We start from the raw sequence: 16,369 nt of genomic DNA on the forward strand, positions 1-16,369 counted from the left end.
TAGGGAGTCTTGTCAGCTTTTATCGGATTGCGGCGACCGCCTCCAACAAATCCGCGATCTTGATTTTGCGGCCTTCCCGGGAACTCTCGATCGCTCCGAGCACCATCGCCATGCTGTGGATGTTGTCGCGGCAATCCGTCTCCGCTTTTCTTCCTTCGGCGAGCGCGGCGAACATCTCGTCCAGGCAGCCGTCGTGGAACGTATTCCCGATTTCGGCGGGCTCCGCTTCCACGCGCGCGTAATCGCGGATGAACTTGCCCTCTTGGTTGCCGGGAGCAACGACTTCGGCATAAGGGTTGCCCGCGCCGTCCCACAAGATCGTGCCTCTCTCGCCCGTGATCCGCCATGACGCTTCCCATGACGTCGGCGCGCCTTCCGCGCACCAGGAACCGCGGTAGCAGAACACCGAGCCGTCCGACATCTCGAAGATGCAGATGGCCGCCGCTTGTCCGGCGTACCAAGAGCCGGCGGGATTGAATTCCTGGCAATAGACCGATACCGGATTCGCGCCGAGAATGAGACGCGCCTGATCGAACGTGTGGATGGCCATGTCGAGCAGCAGCGGACTGTCCATCGCTTCCCTGAATCCCCCGAAGTGAGGCCCGATGAAGAAATCAGCTCCCGCGTATCCGGGCTTGCCGATCGCGCCGCCGTCGATCATTCCCTTCAATGCGCGGATTCTCGGATCGTATCTGCGATTCTGCATGACGGCGTGCGTTCGGCCCGTACGTTCCGCGACTTGGACGATGTCCGAGCATTTCGGCAGCGTCTCGGCGAGCGGTTTCTCCGCGAGCACGTCGCAGCCGAGCGTCATCGCCGTCGTGCCGATCGCGTGATGGCTGGCCGGAATCGTAATGTCGAAAACAAGGTTCGCTCCGGTCTGCCGGATCGCTTCCGTAAGGTCGGTAAACGCCGGACAAACCAATCCGTGCCTCTCCGCCAACGCTTCCGCGAACTCGAGCTTGATGTCGATGAGCGCGACGATCTCCGCGTCCGGTCTCGCCATCGCGTAGCGGACCCAAGTATTAGCCATGCCGCCGCATCCCGCTATGGCGATTCGATAAGTTGCCGTCATTCGTTCTTCTCCCCTTGCGCCCCGGGGAACACTCCGATTTTGTTCCGAGGACTCGTGATACACTCATTATAAACGGTGAATAATTCGAATTCTCTATGTAATCCTGTGTTAAACTAGTCGTATCTTGTTCGAAATGAGGCCGATGGATGATGACTTCCGACAGCCAACTCCGAGAGAACACCCGGCTGCCCGACAAAACGTTTCCGTTCCACGCTTTCGATAACGGGAACGCCTTCGTCGCCCAGGAGCAGAACGTCCTGTTCCTGCATTGGCACGAGCATCTCGAAATGATCATCATGCGGGAAGGATCCGCGGTGTTCCACATCGACAGCGAGCCCTACGACGTCCGGACGGGCGACATTCTTATCGTGCCTTCGGGCGCCCTCCACGTCGGGTATTGCTTGGCTGACGGCCCGGTTCGATACGTATCCGTCGTCTTCAGTCCGGCTCTCTTCCAAGAGTTCTCGATAGATCCGGTTTACCGCGGATTGATTCGCCCTCTCGTGGACGGACAGCCGCTCGGTCCTTCGAAGCTCGATAGCGGCCATCCGGATTCCCTTGCCGCGCAAGCGCTGCTGGAATCCGCATGCCGGGAATACGAGGACAAGAAGCCCGATTACCGGCTCGCCGTCAAAGCGAACCTGTTGTTGCTGTTCATCCGCCTGTCCCGCTTGGCCCCGGCTCGCGTTCAGCCTTCCGACGCTCCCCGGACGAGGGATTGGGAGCCATTCAAACGGCTCATTCGCCACGTGGCCGACCGTTGCGACGAACGGATGTCGGTCGGAGAAGCGGCCGCTCGCGTCAACATGAGCGTCTTTCACTTCTGCAAGACGTTCAAGAAAGCGACGGGAAGGACGTTCGTCGATTACGTCAACCTGTGCAAAATCGAAAAGGCGGATCGGTTGCTGCAAGAAAGCGGCCTGTCCGTCACGGAAATCGCGGACGCGGTCGGCTGCGGCAACCCGAACTATTTTACGAAGCTGTACAAGCAGTATAGGGGCATGCCCCCCTCCCGCGCTCGCAAGCGGGATATCCCAAAATAAGGAATGGAGGATGGCCGGCAATATCCGATCCGATAGGATGATGGCGAGGCGCAACCCAGTAGCCGGATGATCAGATTAGTCCATTGTTTTGTCGCAGAAAAACCCTCTGTTAAGCCGACGTTGCCACATCGGTCCTAACAGGGGGCTTTCGATTCATGCGGAGGGACTTAATGCTTCACCCAGCTAAGCTCGGGCGACACTTCGACGATGCACTCCGGCGCTTCCCATTCCGCGTTCTCGACGAACGGCGCGACCGGATACATTCTGAAATCCGCGTCCGGCAGCCCTTGAAGCAACGATTGCAGCACTTCGGGTCTCGTCTCCCGGGGGTCGAGCCAGGCGTCCATCGACTCCTCGTCCAGAATGACCGGGAGCGGATCTCCGGTTTCGAACAAGGCTCCTCTCGTGATAACGGTGCTCATCGGGAACTCGTTTCTCTCCGAATCGAGCCATACGTCGTAGATGCCCGGCATCGCGAACGTCGATAACGTCCGGTGCACGACTCGCCACGCGCTCTTGCTTTTGCCTTCCGTCCGCCATACGTAAAATCCGCTGCAAGGAATGACGCAGCGTTTCTTGCGCAGCATGAGACGCAAGTAATTACGGTCGCTTAGCATATCGAGGCTCGCGTTGATCGAATTTTTCCCCCAATACGGCATAAGCCCCCAGCGATGTTGGTTCAGGCAGCGCTCCTCGCCGATTTGCTGTATGATCGGAATTTGCTGCGTCGGCGCGATATTGAACCTGCGAAGATAGGGAACATGAACCCGATCGATACGGAAGCTCTCCGTCAAATCGGCCAACTCCGCCGTCAACGAGAAACGATTGCACACGGTCAATCACCCATTTCCATGAATTTACTATTCATCAGTGTGGGCGACCGCTGGTAAAATTATGTATGACAAAGAGCGATTCTCGGGCAGATACTTCGTCTCGCGTATAAACCCTCCTCGCGCAGCCCACATTCTCGATGAAAACACCTCCAACGAAAAAAGAGGCAACCCCTCTGTCGATCGACGTTGGGATTGCCTCTTTCCGTTCATTTAATCCAAGCCGTAATCCGCGAGTCCGATCGGAAGCGCCGCCGGCTTATCGCACGTGCTTTTCATCTCGTAGTGGGCTTTCGCGTCGGACGCGTCGTGGAACCCGTGCATCGCTTCGAGCACGTGGTACGCCAGTTGTCCGCTCGCGCGGTGCTTGCGCCCGGCTTGGATCGCTTTCGCCATGTCAGCCGCTCCTACGCCGCGGGCGTTCTCCGACTTGCCGTGAGACAGCGGAATCTCGGACCAGCTATTCGCACCCGCGCGCTGGATGTACACCGGGCCGCCGAACGTGTTCGGATCCGGTACGATCAGCGTTCCTTGGCTGCCGTATACTTCGATGCGCGGCAATTGCGTGCCTCCCTTCACGTCGAAGCTCGTCAGCAGCGTGCCGATCGGACCGGCTTCGAATTGCAGGACGCCCGCGATGTGCGTGGCGATCTCCGGTTTCATCACATGGCCTCTCCTCGGCTCGCTGCCGATCGTCCGTTCCGGGAACGAAATTCTCGACATGCCAGTCACCGTCTTGATCGGACCGAGCAAGGCGATCAGCGCCGTCAAGTAGTAAGGCCCCATATCGAACATCGGACCGCCGCCGATTTGATAGAAGAACTCCGGGTTCGGATGCCAATCTTCCGGACCGCCGCCCAACATGAACGCCGTCGCGCCGATCGGCGTGCCGATCCAGCCGTCCTCGATCAGCTTGACGCAAGTCTGGATGCCGCCGCCGAGGAAAGTATCCGGCGCGCAGCCGACGTACAGTCCCTTTTGCTTCGCGAGCTCGAGTACTTTCAGCCCGTCCTCGCGGGTAACCGCGAGCGGCTTCTCCACGTAGACGTGCTTGCCGGCCTCTAGCGCCTGAAGGCAGACGTTGGCGTGCGCTTGGGGAATCGTCAAATTGATGATCATCTCGATCTCCGGATCGTTCAGCAGTTCTTCGACCGAGCAGCCCCGAATGCCGTACTCCTCGCCTTTCGCTTTCGCGCGCTCGACGTCGATGTCCGCGCACGCGACGATCTCCATCGATTCGAAACGGTTGCCGTTCTGAAAATAGATGCCGCTGATGTTGCCCGTGCCGATCATGCCCACCTTGATCTTCTTCATGGAATGAATCTCGCTCCTCGTCCATTCTGTTTAGGTCAATTCTAATTACTACTCTAGCATTGTTCGGCATAACCAATCTGGCTCAATCGTTATTGCAATTTGGCATAACCTGAAAGAAAACCGACGAGGTTTAACCGCGCGGGGCGATGTTATTCCGACGAAATGAGCGATTGCGACGATTTAGCGGCGTGTGGCGATGTAATTCCGACGAAATGAGCGATTGCGACGATTTAGCGGCGTGTGGCAGCGTTATTCCGACGAAAAGATCGATTGCGACGATTTAGCGGCGTGTGGCGGCGTTATTCCGACGAAAAGAGCGATTGCGACGATTTAGCGGCGCGGGGCGATGTTATTCCGGCGAAAAGAGCCATTGCGACGATTTAGCGGCGCGGGGCGATGTTATTCCGGCGAACCAGGTCATTGAGCGAATTTAGCGGCGTTCGGCATCGTTTGTTCGAGCGCCTGCCGTAATGCCGTGGAAGATTTGGTCGGTGATCAGCAGGTGCATGACGATCGACGGAATCGAGATTATCGCGAGTACCGCGAAATGCGCGCCGTAGTTGGACGAGTATTAGTCATGAAGTAGACGATGGCGAACGGAAGCGTGCGCAGCCTGTCCGTATTGAAGTACGAGACGCCCATGACGCCCATGATGAATTCGTTCCAGCAACTGAGGAAGGCGTGTACCGCTATCGTCGTGATCGCCGGGCTTCAATACTGGCAGGATGATCCGGAAGATCAAGCCGGGAACGCTGCCGTCGCAGTACAAAAGGGAAAATACGGGCCGTTAGAATGCATTGAACGGCAAAAAAAGAGGCTTCCCGCGCGGAAAGCCTCTTGTACGTATGATTGCCAATCTATTCGAAGTAGTAAACGAACGCGATCGCTCCGGGTCCCGTATGCGTGCTGATGATCGGCGTCGTGTCTTCGATGCGGATCCGATCGTAACCCGTCTGCTCGAAAATCGCATCCTTCAGCTTCGAAGCCAACTCGTAGCCGTCCGCGTGAATGAGACCGACGCCTTTGATCGTACGGCCTCGAACGTCTTCGACGAATTGCTTGGCCAAGTATTCGACGATATGCGAGCGGCTTCTGACCTTTGCGACCGGCGTATATTCTCCTCCGTCGAGAGAGGCGATGATTTTGATCTTCAGCAGCGATCCGATCCAAGCCGTTCCCTTGCCGATCCGGCCGCCCTTCACCAAATTATCAAGCGTGTCGACGACGACGAACAGCCGCGTCTGCTCGCGGACGACGTCCAATCGCGCTAAAATATCCTCTACGCTTCTGCCCGCGCGCGCCATCTCGGCCGCTTCGACGACTTGGAACCCGAGCGCTTGGGTAATGTACCTCGAATCGACGACCGTCACTTTCGTGTCGGTCATATCCGCCGCCATCTGCGCGGAACGGACCGTTCCGCTCATGTTGCCGGTCATATGGATCGACAGCACTTCGCTGCCATCGGCTCCGAGCCGGTCATATACTTCCAGGAAGGCACCCGCCGGAGGCTGCGAGCTCTTCGGCAGCTCCTTCGCTTGCTTCATCTCGATCATGAACTGCGCGGGGGTAATGTCGACGCGGTCCAAATACACGCGGCCGTCCAAGCATAAAGATAACGGCACGACTTCGATGCCGTATTGCCGTAAGAGGTCGTCCGATAAGTCGACGGTGGAATCCGTCACGATTTTTATGGAGGCCAAAAGGTCATCCTGCTTTCGCCAGTTGATCGAATCCGTCCCGAACTGTCGAGAACGTATTCGTGTTGTCTATTATCTCTTACGTTCCGAAAGCAATAACGGTTCCTTGAAGATAAAGCCAGCCGGATCCGACGCCTCGCCGTTCCCGATCATGTTCGCCATTTTCTCTGCGATGACCCCGTATACTTCGGAGTCGAAGACGACTTTCTTCACGTTGTCCGGCAACAGCTCCGGACAGTCCGACGTGCATAACGCGACGAGCTGGCCAGGTCCGACCGTTCGCAGCGCGGCGGCGCATAGAAACTCGTTCGCGACGAAGCCGACGTCCTGCTCGCGGCCGATGAGGAAGCTTTTCAATTCTGCTTCGCCCGAATAGACGTGAAAGTTCGATTCCGAGACGCCCGATGCTTCCTTGACATAAGCGATAACCCCCGGATCGTTGTAGACGTCGACGATGGCGTAGTCCGCTTCTTGCCCAGCCATCGATGCCGCCTCCGCGAATGCCGCTTTGAAATCGGGAATCATTTTGCTGAACAGCTCGTCGTCTAGCCGGCTATCGATCCCCATGACCGGGACGCCCATGCCGTAACGATTCGATATTTGGTAGAAGGCCGAGGGGCTCGTGTTCCATACGAACACGCCGTCGAGTTCCCTTTCGAGAATGACGTCGAGCTTCGGTTCCTCGTGATCGAACGAAGCGACGACGATCTGGTAACCGTGCCGATTCAATCGTTCCCCAAGGAGAAATACGCCATTGGCGTATCGGAGCGTCGACCAGTACGGTTCTTCCGGCGAACGCGGCAGCATGATCCCGATCAGGTCGGACTTGCCCCGCTTCAGCGATCGCGCGTTCAAATTGCGAACGTACTTCAACTTCTCGGCCGCTTTCAGCACTTTCGACTTCGTCTCGGGGGAGATCGATTGATTGCCGACATTGTTCAAAATATACGAGACGGTCGCGGTCGATACGTCCGCTTCCTTCGCGATGTCTTTCATCGTGATTTTCTTCATCGTTACCGGCCCTCGCCCGCTTATTCGATTAAGCCAACCTTATTACGGAGAGCAGGCCTTGTCAATTCCCGCTTGCCGCGACGCGAAGCGCGAATAGTCTCTCGGCGATATCGTCCAAGCGGTCGCGAACGAGAATGGCGTTGCGATAACGATCGGGAAGTCGCTCGAATCCGTAATAGACACCGACCAATCCGCCGGCGATCGCGCCAATCGTATCGCTATCCCCGCCCTTATTCGCGGCGAGTTGGACCGTCTCTTCGAAAGAATCCGCGTTATAGGCGAAATGGAGCGCCCACTTCCAGCTATGGACGACGAAGCCGCTCGGCTCGCATCCCGGATCGCCGTCCAGCGACTCTTCGTATTCGGTGCCTGTAACTTCTGCCCGGATCGCTTGGCATAGCTCTTCCCCGCGCAGAATTCGATGAACGATGCGGTTGTATGACACGCAAGCTTGATCGCACCTTTCGTCGTAATGCGTCATTCTCGATTGGATAACGGAAACACGCTCGACGTCCTCGAGCCTCGCGTAGGCAAGCGCTACCGGGATGCAACGCATAAGCGTTCCGTTGCCCCCGCTTCGCCCGAGATCCTGGTCCGTCAGCAATGCCGCCTCGAACCAGCTGCCGTCGTACGAGCTCAAAACGCGCCTGACGATATTGCCGATGTCTTTCGGCTTCGACGCGTACCACTCGAGAAATCGCTCGCCGATCGACGTCATCGGCGAACCCGGATTCGCGAGGATGCCTTCCGCCACGCACAACGTCATCATCGTATCGTCGGTCACTTCTCCCGGCTCGAGACGCCATACGCCTCCGCCGACGATTTCGGTCAAGTAGCCGTGCCGCCGCTTGACCTCGCTTGCCGTCATGAACTCCGTCGTCCCGCCAAGGGCATCCCCGATAGCAACGCCGTAGAGTCCCCCTTTGATTTTATCGAGCAAGCTCGAATCTCCCATCCGGTTTCCTCCTCCTCCCGATTTCCCTTACGCCGTTATACCCTTCGCTCAGAGCTTCCGATAAACGTTCTTGATTAAGGATGATAGCGTTCGATCAGCTTGGCACGTTGCTCCCATAGGCCGCGGCTGACGTTAACGAGATACGGCTCGGGATTCAGCTTGCGAAGGTGTTCGGGCCAGAACAGGGCGATCTGCCGTTCGTGGAACTTCTGAATGTCCGGCAAGGCGGGCAGTTCATAGACGAGTTCGCCTTCTTTGAAAACAGGGTGCAAGAGCGGAAACACCTCGTAATTCTCGATCTCCTTGAAGCGGTGCGGGTGGAGCGGATCGAGCAGCTTTAACGGCGCACCGCTCCTCACGGCCTCGCCCTCTTTCGGCATGCAGACGTAGTCAGCAACGGCCATTCCCGTCTCTAAGCTTACGATCCGGTACGCGTCTTTGACGCCGGGCGTCGAGATTTTCTCCGGATTGCCCGATATCTTGATGACCGGTTCGAGGGCGCCGTCTTTCTCCCTTGCGATCAACTTATAGACTCCGCCGAGCGCCGGTTGGTCGAACGCGGTAATAAGCTGCGTGCCGACGCCCCAGATGTCGATTCGGGCCCCTTGCGCCTTCAGTTCGGCGATGATGTTCTCGTCCAGATCGTTCGAAGCGACGATGCGTACGTCCGGGAACCCCGCCTCGTCGAGCATTTCCCGGGCTCGCTTCGATAAGTAGGCCAAGTCGCCGCTGTCGAGCCGAATGCCCTTCAACTCCTTGCCTTGTTCACGTAGCAGCTTCGCGACCTTGATCGCGTTCGGAACGCCGCTCTTCAGCGTATCGTAAGTGTCCACGAGCAGCGTCACGTGATCCGGCAACGCCTCCGCGTACTTACGAAAAGCTTCCTCTTCGCTGTCGTGGCCTTGCACCCATGCATGGGCATGCGTACCGGAAGTCGGAATGCCGAAACGCATGCCCGCCCTCATGTTCGACGTGGCGTGAAATCCGGCGACGTACGCAGCTCGCGCTCCCCACACCGCCGCGTCGGCTTCTTGCGCCCGCCGCGTTCCGAATTCGAGCAGCCGATCGTTCGGAGCGACTCTCTTGATTCTCGACGCCTTCGTCGCGATCAGCGTCTGGTAGTTCAAGAAGTTCAGCAGCGCCGTCTCGACGAGCTGCGCTTCGAAGATGCGGGCGTCGACCCGGACGAGGGGCTCGTTCGGGAAGACAAGCGTTCCTTCCGGGACCGCGTGCAAGTCGCCCGTGAAGCAGAAAGCCCGTAACTCGGCCAGAAACCCTTCGTCGTAATTCTCTTCCTGAGTGCGCAAGTATGCGATCTCTTCGTCGTCGAAAGCTAAATCGCGAATGTAATCGACGATTCGCTCGAGCCCGGCGGCCACCGCGTAGCCGCCGCCGAACGGAAGCTTGCGGAAGTAAACCTCGAAGACGGCCCGCTCGTTCGCCGAGCCGTTCTTCCAGTGCGCGTACATCATGTTGATCTGGTATTTATCCGTATGAAGCGTTAAATTGTCTCCCATGTCCTCACGCCTTCCACCACTCGTCGTATACCGTTACCGGCCCTTGCCGCTTATGCTCCGTCAGGTCGTAGCGCTCTTCGATCTTGCGGGCGACGTCCTCGGAAACGGGCTTCAATTCCAGGTAATCGTCCAGTTGTTCGTAAGTCAATCCAAGGGCGTCCTCGTCGGGCAGGCCCGGCTTGTCGTCTTCCAAATCCGCGGTCGGCTTCTTCGTATACAAATGCGACGGGCAATCGAGCGCTTGGAGCAACGCTTTGCCTTGCCGCTTGTTCAACCCGTAGATCGGCGCGACGTCGCAAGCACCGTCCCCGTGCTTCGTAAAGAAGCCGGTTATTGCCTCCGCGGCGTGATCCGTCCCGATGACGAGCAAGCGATAATGAGCGCCGAGATCGTATTGCGCCTTCATTCTTTCCCGCGCCTTCACGTTGCCCCGCAGGAAATCGCTGAGTTTCTCGCCCGTCGCATCCTCGAATGCCCGGATCGAAGCCTCCGCCGCCGCTTTGATATTCACCGTCACGACGCGATTCGCCTCGATGAATCGGATCGCGTCCTGCGCGTCTTCTTCGTCGGCCTGCACGTCGTAAGGCAAACGAACGGCCATGAATACGTAGTCGGAGCCATCCCCGCCCTCGGCGTTCAGCTCGTTAACGGCGAGCTGCGCTAGCTTGCCGGCGAGCGTAGAATCCTGTCCCCCGGATTGCCCCAGCACGTAACCTTTCGCGCCAGAACGGATCAAATACTTTTTCAGAAAATCGACCCTTTCCCGAATTTCCTGGCGGGCGTCTATCGTCGGTTTCACCTTCAGCGCATTCGCGATCACGCGTTGTTTGTTCGTCATCGTCGTTCCTCCCGTCAATCATTATCGTTAACCGCGTTCGACCAGGGCTCCTAGAACGCCGGAGAAATGCCCGAGCGCCCATTCGTGCCCGGCCTCGTTAAAGCTCGCGACGGCGTCTTCATGTATGATGGTTCGAAATCCTTTGTTGTACGCATCGACCGCCGTATGAAGAACGCAAATATCGGTGCACACGCCCACGAGATGGATTTCTTCGATGCCTCTTTCCCTTAGCTTCTGATCCAGATCGGTTCCGGCGAACGCGCTGTACCTCTTTTTGTCCATCCAGTAAGCGCTCTGCCCGTTGGACCGATACCATTCGTCCAGTTTGCCGTACAACTGCCTTCCTTCCGTTCCGCGGATATTATGGGGAGGGAACAGCTTCGTTTCCGGATGGTACGGGTCATCTTCTTCGTGAAGATCGACCGCCAATACGACGAAATCTCCTTGCTTCGCGAACCGGTCCGCCAATTCCGCGATTCTCATCTCGATATCGATCGCGGGCTGGCCGCAAGGCAGCTTGCCGACGACGAAGTCGACCGTGTAATCGATGACGATCAATGCGTTCATGCTCTTTTCCCCCTCGAATTGATACTATTATTTCGACAATATCAAGTGCCAGAAATCGAAACTATCCGTAAATAGATAGCCGAGGCTGATAGTCCGTGAATCGATACAACTGCGCGGCCCGTTGGGAATAACGGTTCGACGTGACGGGCTCGCCACGAGAATCCCGTACTTCCTCGATGATGCCGTTGCGGCTTTGCGTGGACGTGATTTTGCGAATAAAATTCTTCTCCTCGAACTCGGGAACGACAGTTCGAATGACTTGGTATAGTTCGCTGATCGTGAACCGTTCCGGGAGAAACTCCTTCGCGATCGTCGTCGTTAGCATCTGATGCCGCACGCGTTCCCATGCATCCGCGAGAATCGCGTTGTGATCGAAAGCGAGTCGCATCCGAAGCGCCTCTTCAACGGGAACGAGCTTCACGTCCGCCGCGTCGTCGGCCGCTTTGCGATTCATCAATTGCCTTTCGTTGACTAGCGCGAAGAACGCGTGGGAGATCATCCATCCTCTCGGATCTCTGCCCGGCTCGCTGTACACGTTGAAATACGCCAAATGAACGTCTTCGATCGAAGTCTCTTCCCGTAGCTCGCGTCTGGCCGACTCGTACATCGATTCCGTGTCTTTCGAGAATCCTCCCGGCAACGCCCACTGCCCTTCGAAGGGCCATCCCTTCCTCTCGATCAGCAGCACTTGCAACTCCATTAACGGCAGCGATTTCTTGGCCGCCCGGCGTTCCGTCGACGTAATCGTGAAAATGACGATATCCGCGGGCGCGCCGTCGGGCGTTCGATAGGAACTTGCGGAATATCCGGATTGCCGATTGTTCGTTTCGTCCATCGCGGTCACTCGCTCTACATAATGTCGTTTTGATATTTTCATTATGAACATATGAAATAGAAATGTCAATCCCGAAAAAGACAGCCCGCTTAGGAGCTGCCTTGTCTACGTTCTATTAAGATTCGAATAATTTCTGTCCGATATACTCGCCTTCGCGAACGCCGCCCGGGCAAGCATACATGCCGCTCGCGACGTGAAGCGTGTACTCGTTGAGCTTGTCGTTGCTCTGCATCATCTTGAGCATCGGCACGAACTGGATGTCCGGGTCGCGTTGATAGCTCAGGAACAGCAGTCCCGCGTTCACGTTGCCCGTTCGGGGATCGACGCCGTCCGTAAAGGAGAACGCCCTGCGGTGAATTTGTTGCTTCGATTCCTTCGCCAGGCGAACGTGCGCGGTATCCGGCATTTGCGACGCGTCGACGGCGTCGAACTCGCCTTTCTTGCCGTATGCGGCGCCCGATTCCTTATAACGGCCGAACGTGTCCTGCTGGTCGGCGAGGGACGAGCGGTCCCATACTTCCAGCAGCATTCGGATTTTGCGGAACGCCAAGTAGCTGCCGCCCTTCATCCAAGAAGGCTCGTCTTCGGCCGCCCACACGACCTCGTCGAAACCGGCCGGCGTCTGGTGCAAGCCGTTCGCAGTACCGTCCTTGAAGCCGAACAGATTGCGCGCCGTCTTGCCCGGCTGCCCGCTGATGAAGCCTTCGTTCATCCAATTCAGCGACGCGGAGCCCGTCGACAGGCGAATGAAGTTGCGGATCGCGTGGAAAGCGACCTGCTGGTCGTCCGCGCACACCTGCACGACGATATCGCCGCCGGACTGCGACGGGTCCAGGTTATCTTTCGGCATGCGAGGAATATCCTTCAAGTGCTTCGGAAGCTTGCCTCCTATGCCGAAGCGGTCGGTTCCGCCGATGCCGAACAGCGACGGACCGAACCCGAAAGTCGCCGTTAACCGCGATGCGGGCAAGTCCAGCGATTCGCCCGTGTCGCTCGGCGGAAGGTTCGGATTGTCGCCCGTAAGCATCGAGCCTCCCGACGTGCTCAAATCGGCGAACCGGGTCCAATCCTTCAGCAGCCGGATCAAGATGTCCCGATTCGGCGCCGTGATCCGGAAACTCGCCAAATACATGTAGGTCTGCTGAGGCGTAACGATGCCCGCTTGATGGACGCCGTACATCGGCACTTGCTCGCCCGCGGGATTGCCTACGGCTTGGGCGGTGCCGTCCGTGCCGATCGCCCGTTCGATCGCGGACATACCCGCGCCGCCGATCGCGAGGCCGACGCCGGCCACCGCGGACATTTTCAGGAAATCGCGCCTGGAAATGCCGCCTTTATTCGTTTGCTCTCCCATGTCGGACCTCCTCGTTCGCTGTTAAAGGATGCTTGCCGTTTGGGACATCAACGTGGACAATTGGCTCAGCTCGTCGCTGATTTCGCGAATTTGTTCCGTCGTCAGCTTGTCATAAGCGACGTATTCGCCGGTCGTTTGGTAGCCGAGGAGCGTTTGTTCCAATTTCACGAACTGGGCGTCGAGTTGCTTGCCCAGATCCGGGTTTTTCTCGTTCAGCGCCGGAATGATCGCCAAGTACACCGTTTTGGAGCCGCTCACGTTGGCCGCGAAGTCGACCAAGTCCGTATGCGAGTAGATTTCTTCTTCGCCGGTGATTTTGGACGTCGCCGCTTCGTTCAGCAGCTCCATCGCGCCCGCTACCATCGCTTTAGGCTCGAGCTCGAACGTAGCGACTTTCGATTGAAGCTCTTGCGTATCTTTCACGAGTTGATCCACGTATTTGTCCATGCCCCCGAGAGAGTTGTCCGCCCAGAGCGCTTTCTCGATGCGGTGGAAGCCGCCCCAAGCGTTCGGGTCTTCCGCGTCCGCCAGACGGGCGTCGATGCGCGGATCCAAGTCGCCGAAGCTTTCGGCGATCGGTTCGATCGTCTCGAAGTAGACGCGCGCTTGCGGGTACAGGCGCTTCGCTTCGTCCGCGTTCCCGGCTTTGACCGCTTCCGCGAACAGCTTCGATTGGCTAACGAGACCGTCGGCTTGCTCTTGAACGAACTTCTTGTAGTTGTCTACCGCTTTCGTCAACAGCTCGCTCGTGTTCGCCGTCGTCGGCTTGGCGTTCTTGAGAGCCGTCAACGCTTCCTGCAGCTTCGTCGCCGTAATCGTCAGCGCGTCGAAATCGACTTTATCGTAAGCCGATGCCGAGAAGATCGGCATGACGTACTTCTCCACTTCCGTATATTCGAGAGGGAAAACTTGGCGGACGGAGTTCTCGTAAGCGAGCCAAGCGTCGTTGACCGCTTTGCCGAGCTTTTTCACTTCGTCGAGGTTTTTCTTGCCGATGGCGTCTTGCAGCTTCGTCGTTTCTTCCTGCAGCTTCGCCGTGCCGTCTTGGATCGCGCTCGAATCTCCGGAAGGAGAAGCGCTTTGTTCCGCGGATCCGGAAGCGGCGGCCGCGGGCTCGTTCGAATCGTTCTTGCCGCAAGCGGCAATCATAACGACGAGCATGGAAGCGATAAGGACGTAATTTAACCTGGAAAAGCTTTTGCGGTTTCTGGCGTTCATAAACTGGACTACCCCCATTTAATCTGACGATTAAGCCATGATTTTATTGTTTTTCCGTTTGAACGGCAACGCTTGAAGAAGGACGACCGATAAGCCGGCCGCAAGGAACAGAAGCTGCGGGAGCGTGCTGTACCAAGACGGGTACAAGCTGAACGAAGCTTTCTCCGGCAAGTAATCCTGCACCGTCGAAGGGATGACGCCGGCCATCTGCAAGCTGTGGATGCCGGAGCCCATGAACTTGAAGCATAAGTAAAAGACAATCACGCTGGACGCGAGGAACACGGGGCGAACCGGAAGCCTCTTCCCCGCCTTGATGATGACGAACGCGCAGACGACGAGCACGCCGAATCCCGCGGCGATGCCGCCGGACAGCTCGCCTGCCGGCATTTTGCCGACCATGCCGATCAGGAAGATGACCGTTTCCAGCCCTTCGCGCGTAATCGCGAAAAACGCGATCAGCGCGAGGGAAATCATCTTGCCTCCCGACAGCGCCCGAGCGCTCTTGTCGGCGAGAAATTTGTTCCAGCGTTTGACGTCCGAGTTGCGGTGAAGCCAGTAGCTGACGTAGAGGAGCAGCAGGCTCGCGAATACGCCCGTCCATCCGTTAATGAGCGAATTGTTCCGTCCGAACGCGCTCGAGGACAACAGCAACGCGACGAGGAAACCGACCGCGACGCACACCGCGGCGCCCGCCGCCGTGCCGCCGATGACCCAACGCTTCGCCGGCGCGGAGTTCGCTTTCTTCGCGAACATGAGCAACGTGCCGACGACGAGCAGCGCCTCGATGCCCTCGCGAATAGGAATAAGCGCCGCGTCCATCCAAGTGTACTGCGCATCGATGAGAGGCGTAAGCGATTCGACCATCCGGTCGACGATGGCGGAAGCCCCGTCTCTCTTGCTCTCGCTGGACAGATAAGCGTCAAGTATGACCAAGTCGCGCTCGGATGCGTCGTACGCCGATTGGGACTGGCTGACGACGTCGCCTTCTACCGCGAGCCATTGCCGTTGCAGCAGCTTCGTTTCGGTTTGGGCTTCTTCCCACTTGCCTTGGGAGATCAGGTCGCCCGTCTGGCGAAGCTTCATGACGTATGTGCCGAGCGTAAGATTCATCTTGCCGTCGTTGTCCGCGAAGGCGCCCTCCGCGTACATTTGCAGCGAGAACCTTAAATCCGCGGCGTTCGCGGCCGCTTGTTTCGCGTCCTTGCCGACGAAGGCGAGCGATAACGCGGCGATCTTCCCGTCGATCTCGAGCGCCATGTCGAGCGACTGCCGCTTTGCCTCCGCTTTGTTCGCGGTCCACCACTTCTTGATCTGTCCGAACGACTCGGCGCCTTGCTCCAGCTTGCCGGCTTCCAGATCCGCGTTCATTTGTTCCGCGCTCGCGACGATCTCGCCGACGTCCTTATTGCCCGTCGCGGATTCCGCGTGCGCGACCGGTCCGTAAGTAAACGAAAATGCCGCAAACAATATAAACGCACAAACCGTCGTGAGAAGCGCCGCCGCGATCCGCTTGCTCCGGTCCATGCTCTTCATTGCGTTTGCCTCCCTATTGCGATGAAATGATAGCTTAAACCGGTGAGAATAATTCTCAATCTCAGCATAATTATAGACAGTAACCTAGAGGGTGTCAATTATAACTAATGTCTAAAAACGCACGATTATCAGCGCAACGGCGCGGAATAGACGGGAATTGTTTCTTTGCGAACCATGTCGTCCACTGACCGGTTCGGTCGGTTGGCCTGGTTCGGTGCGCTGGCTTTGTTCGGTCAGTTATTGGACATAAAATGAGGACCCCTTTTGGGAGCCCCCAAGGCTGTCGAAAAAGTCCGTATGTTTCGAAAACATGGATTCGTTTTTGGGAACCGCCGTTCCCTCTTGGCGGTTTTCGCGCCTTTGCGCCGACAACCTGCAAAAATGCAGGTTATTTAGCTCATTTCTTCCGAATATACGGTAGCCCTTAAGCGCGGGTTAGTCGATTTTTTCGAGTAACTGCCGACCGCGGTGCCCTTTACGCACGAGTTAGTCGATTTTTTCCATTAGCATTGCATTAAAAGAAGAGCCACATGTCAATCCCCGTACACCTTCCTTGGAAGGTGATCTGAATTTTCTGAAATT

14 protein-coding genes are annotated in these 16,369 nt (G+C 57.3%); 1 reads left to right on the forward strand and 13 read right to left on the reverse strand.

The window, feature by feature from the left end; translation table 11 throughout:
- Window positions 1-19: 19 nt before the first annotated feature.
- Entirely contained in the window at window positions 20-1,075 is a 1,056-nt protein-coding gene (locus ACFPPD_RS04740) for a Gfo/Idh/MocA family protein (protein ID WP_209743619.1), read from the reverse strand.
- Window positions 1,076-1,221: 146 nt separating this feature from the next.
- Between ACFPPD_RS04740 and ACFPPD_RS04745 the strand changes: the two genes are divergently transcribed.
- Window positions 1,222-2,118, forward strand: a complete 897-nt coding sequence (locus ACFPPD_RS04745; RefSeq protein ID WP_209743621.1) for a helix-turn-helix transcriptional regulator — start codon at window positions 1,222-1,224, stop codon at window positions 2,116-2,118.
- Window positions 2,119-2,285: 167 nt separating this feature from the next.
- Here ACFPPD_RS04745 and ACFPPD_RS04750 read toward each other — a convergent pair whose 3' ends face one another.
- From ACFPPD_RS04750 to ACFPPD_RS04805, 12 genes are all read right to left on the reverse strand, one after another.
- Window positions 2,286-2,951: an SOS response-associated peptidase gene (locus ACFPPD_RS04750; protein WP_209743623.1), complete on the reverse strand. Its 666-nt coding sequence runs from the start codon at window positions 2,949-2,951 to the stop codon at window positions 2,286-2,288.
- Between the two features lie 210 nt (window positions 2,952-3,161).
- Window positions 3,162-4,262 carry a Gfo/Idh/MocA family protein gene (locus tag ACFPPD_RS04755; protein WP_209743625.1) on the reverse strand — a complete coding sequence of 367 codons (1,101 nt, stop codon included), beginning with the start codon at window positions 4,260-4,262 and terminating at the stop codon, window positions 3,162-3,164.
- A gap of 857 nt (window positions 4,263-5,119) precedes the next feature.
- Window positions 5,120-5,962: a DegV family protein gene (locus tag ACFPPD_RS04760; RefSeq protein WP_209743627.1), complete on the reverse strand. Its 843-nt coding sequence runs from the start codon at window positions 5,960-5,962 to the stop codon at window positions 5,120-5,122.
- 69 nt (window positions 5,963-6,031) lie between these two features.
- Window positions 6,032-6,970 carry a LacI family DNA-binding transcriptional regulator gene (locus ACFPPD_RS04765; RefSeq protein ID WP_209743629.1) on the reverse strand — a complete coding sequence of 313 codons (939 nt, stop codon included), beginning with the start codon at window positions 6,968-6,970 and terminating at the stop codon, window positions 6,032-6,034.
- Between the two features lie 61 nt (window positions 6,971-7,031).
- Window positions 7,032-7,925, reverse strand: coding sequence for an ADP-ribosylglycohydrolase family protein (locus ACFPPD_RS04770; protein WP_209743631.1), 894 nt, complete (start codon window positions 7,923-7,925; stop codon window positions 7,032-7,034).
- A 74-nt stretch (window positions 7,926-7,999) separates the two neighbouring features.
- Complete coding sequence (locus ACFPPD_RS04775) at window positions 8,000-9,442, reverse strand: nicotinate phosphoribosyltransferase (protein ID WP_209743633.1); 1,443 nt, start codon at window positions 9,440-9,442, stop codon at window positions 8,000-8,002.
- Window positions 9,443-9,446: 4 nt separating this feature from the next.
- Window positions 9,447-10,280, reverse strand: a complete 834-nt coding sequence (nadE, locus tag ACFPPD_RS04780; RefSeq protein ID WP_209743635.1) for an ammonia-dependent NAD(+) synthetase — start codon at window positions 10,278-10,280, stop codon at window positions 9,447-9,449.
- 27 nt (window positions 10,281-10,307) lie between these two features.
- On the reverse strand, window positions 10,308-10,847 hold the full coding sequence (locus ACFPPD_RS04785) for a cysteine hydrolase family protein (protein WP_209743637.1): 540 nt from the start codon (window positions 10,845-10,847) through the stop codon (window positions 10,308-10,310).
- A 61-nt stretch (window positions 10,848-10,908) separates the two neighbouring features.
- Window positions 10,909-11,682 carry an NUDIX domain-containing protein gene (locus ACFPPD_RS04790; RefSeq protein WP_209743639.1) on the reverse strand — a complete coding sequence of 258 codons (774 nt, stop codon included), beginning with the start codon at window positions 11,680-11,682 and terminating at the stop codon, window positions 10,909-10,911.
- A gap of 115 nt (window positions 11,683-11,797) precedes the next feature.
- Window positions 11,798-13,036 (reverse strand): iron uptake transporter deferrochelatase/peroxidase subunit, encoded by a 1,239-nt coding sequence (efeB, locus tag ACFPPD_RS04795; RefSeq protein WP_209743641.1) that lies wholly within the window; start codon window positions 13,034-13,036, stop codon window positions 11,798-11,800.
- A gap of 21 nt (window positions 13,037-13,057) precedes the next feature.
- Window positions 13,058-14,254 carry an iron uptake system protein EfeO gene (efeO, locus tag ACFPPD_RS04800; RefSeq protein ID WP_209743642.1) on the reverse strand — a complete coding sequence of 399 codons (1,197 nt, stop codon included), beginning with the start codon at window positions 14,252-14,254 and terminating at the stop codon, window positions 13,058-13,060.
- 30 nt (window positions 14,255-14,284) lie between these two features.
- On the reverse strand, window positions 14,285-15,787 hold the full coding sequence (locus ACFPPD_RS04805; protein ID WP_378081351.1) for an FTR1 family iron permease: 1,503 nt from the start codon (window positions 15,785-15,787) through the stop codon (window positions 14,285-14,287).
- Between the last annotated feature and the right edge of the window lie 582 nt (window positions 15,788-16,369).

This window comes from Cohnella suwonensis (genome assembly GCF_042655365.1).
Taxonomy (GTDB): domain Bacteria; phylum Bacillota; class Bacilli; order Paenibacillales; family Paenibacillaceae; genus Cohnella; species Cohnella suwonensis.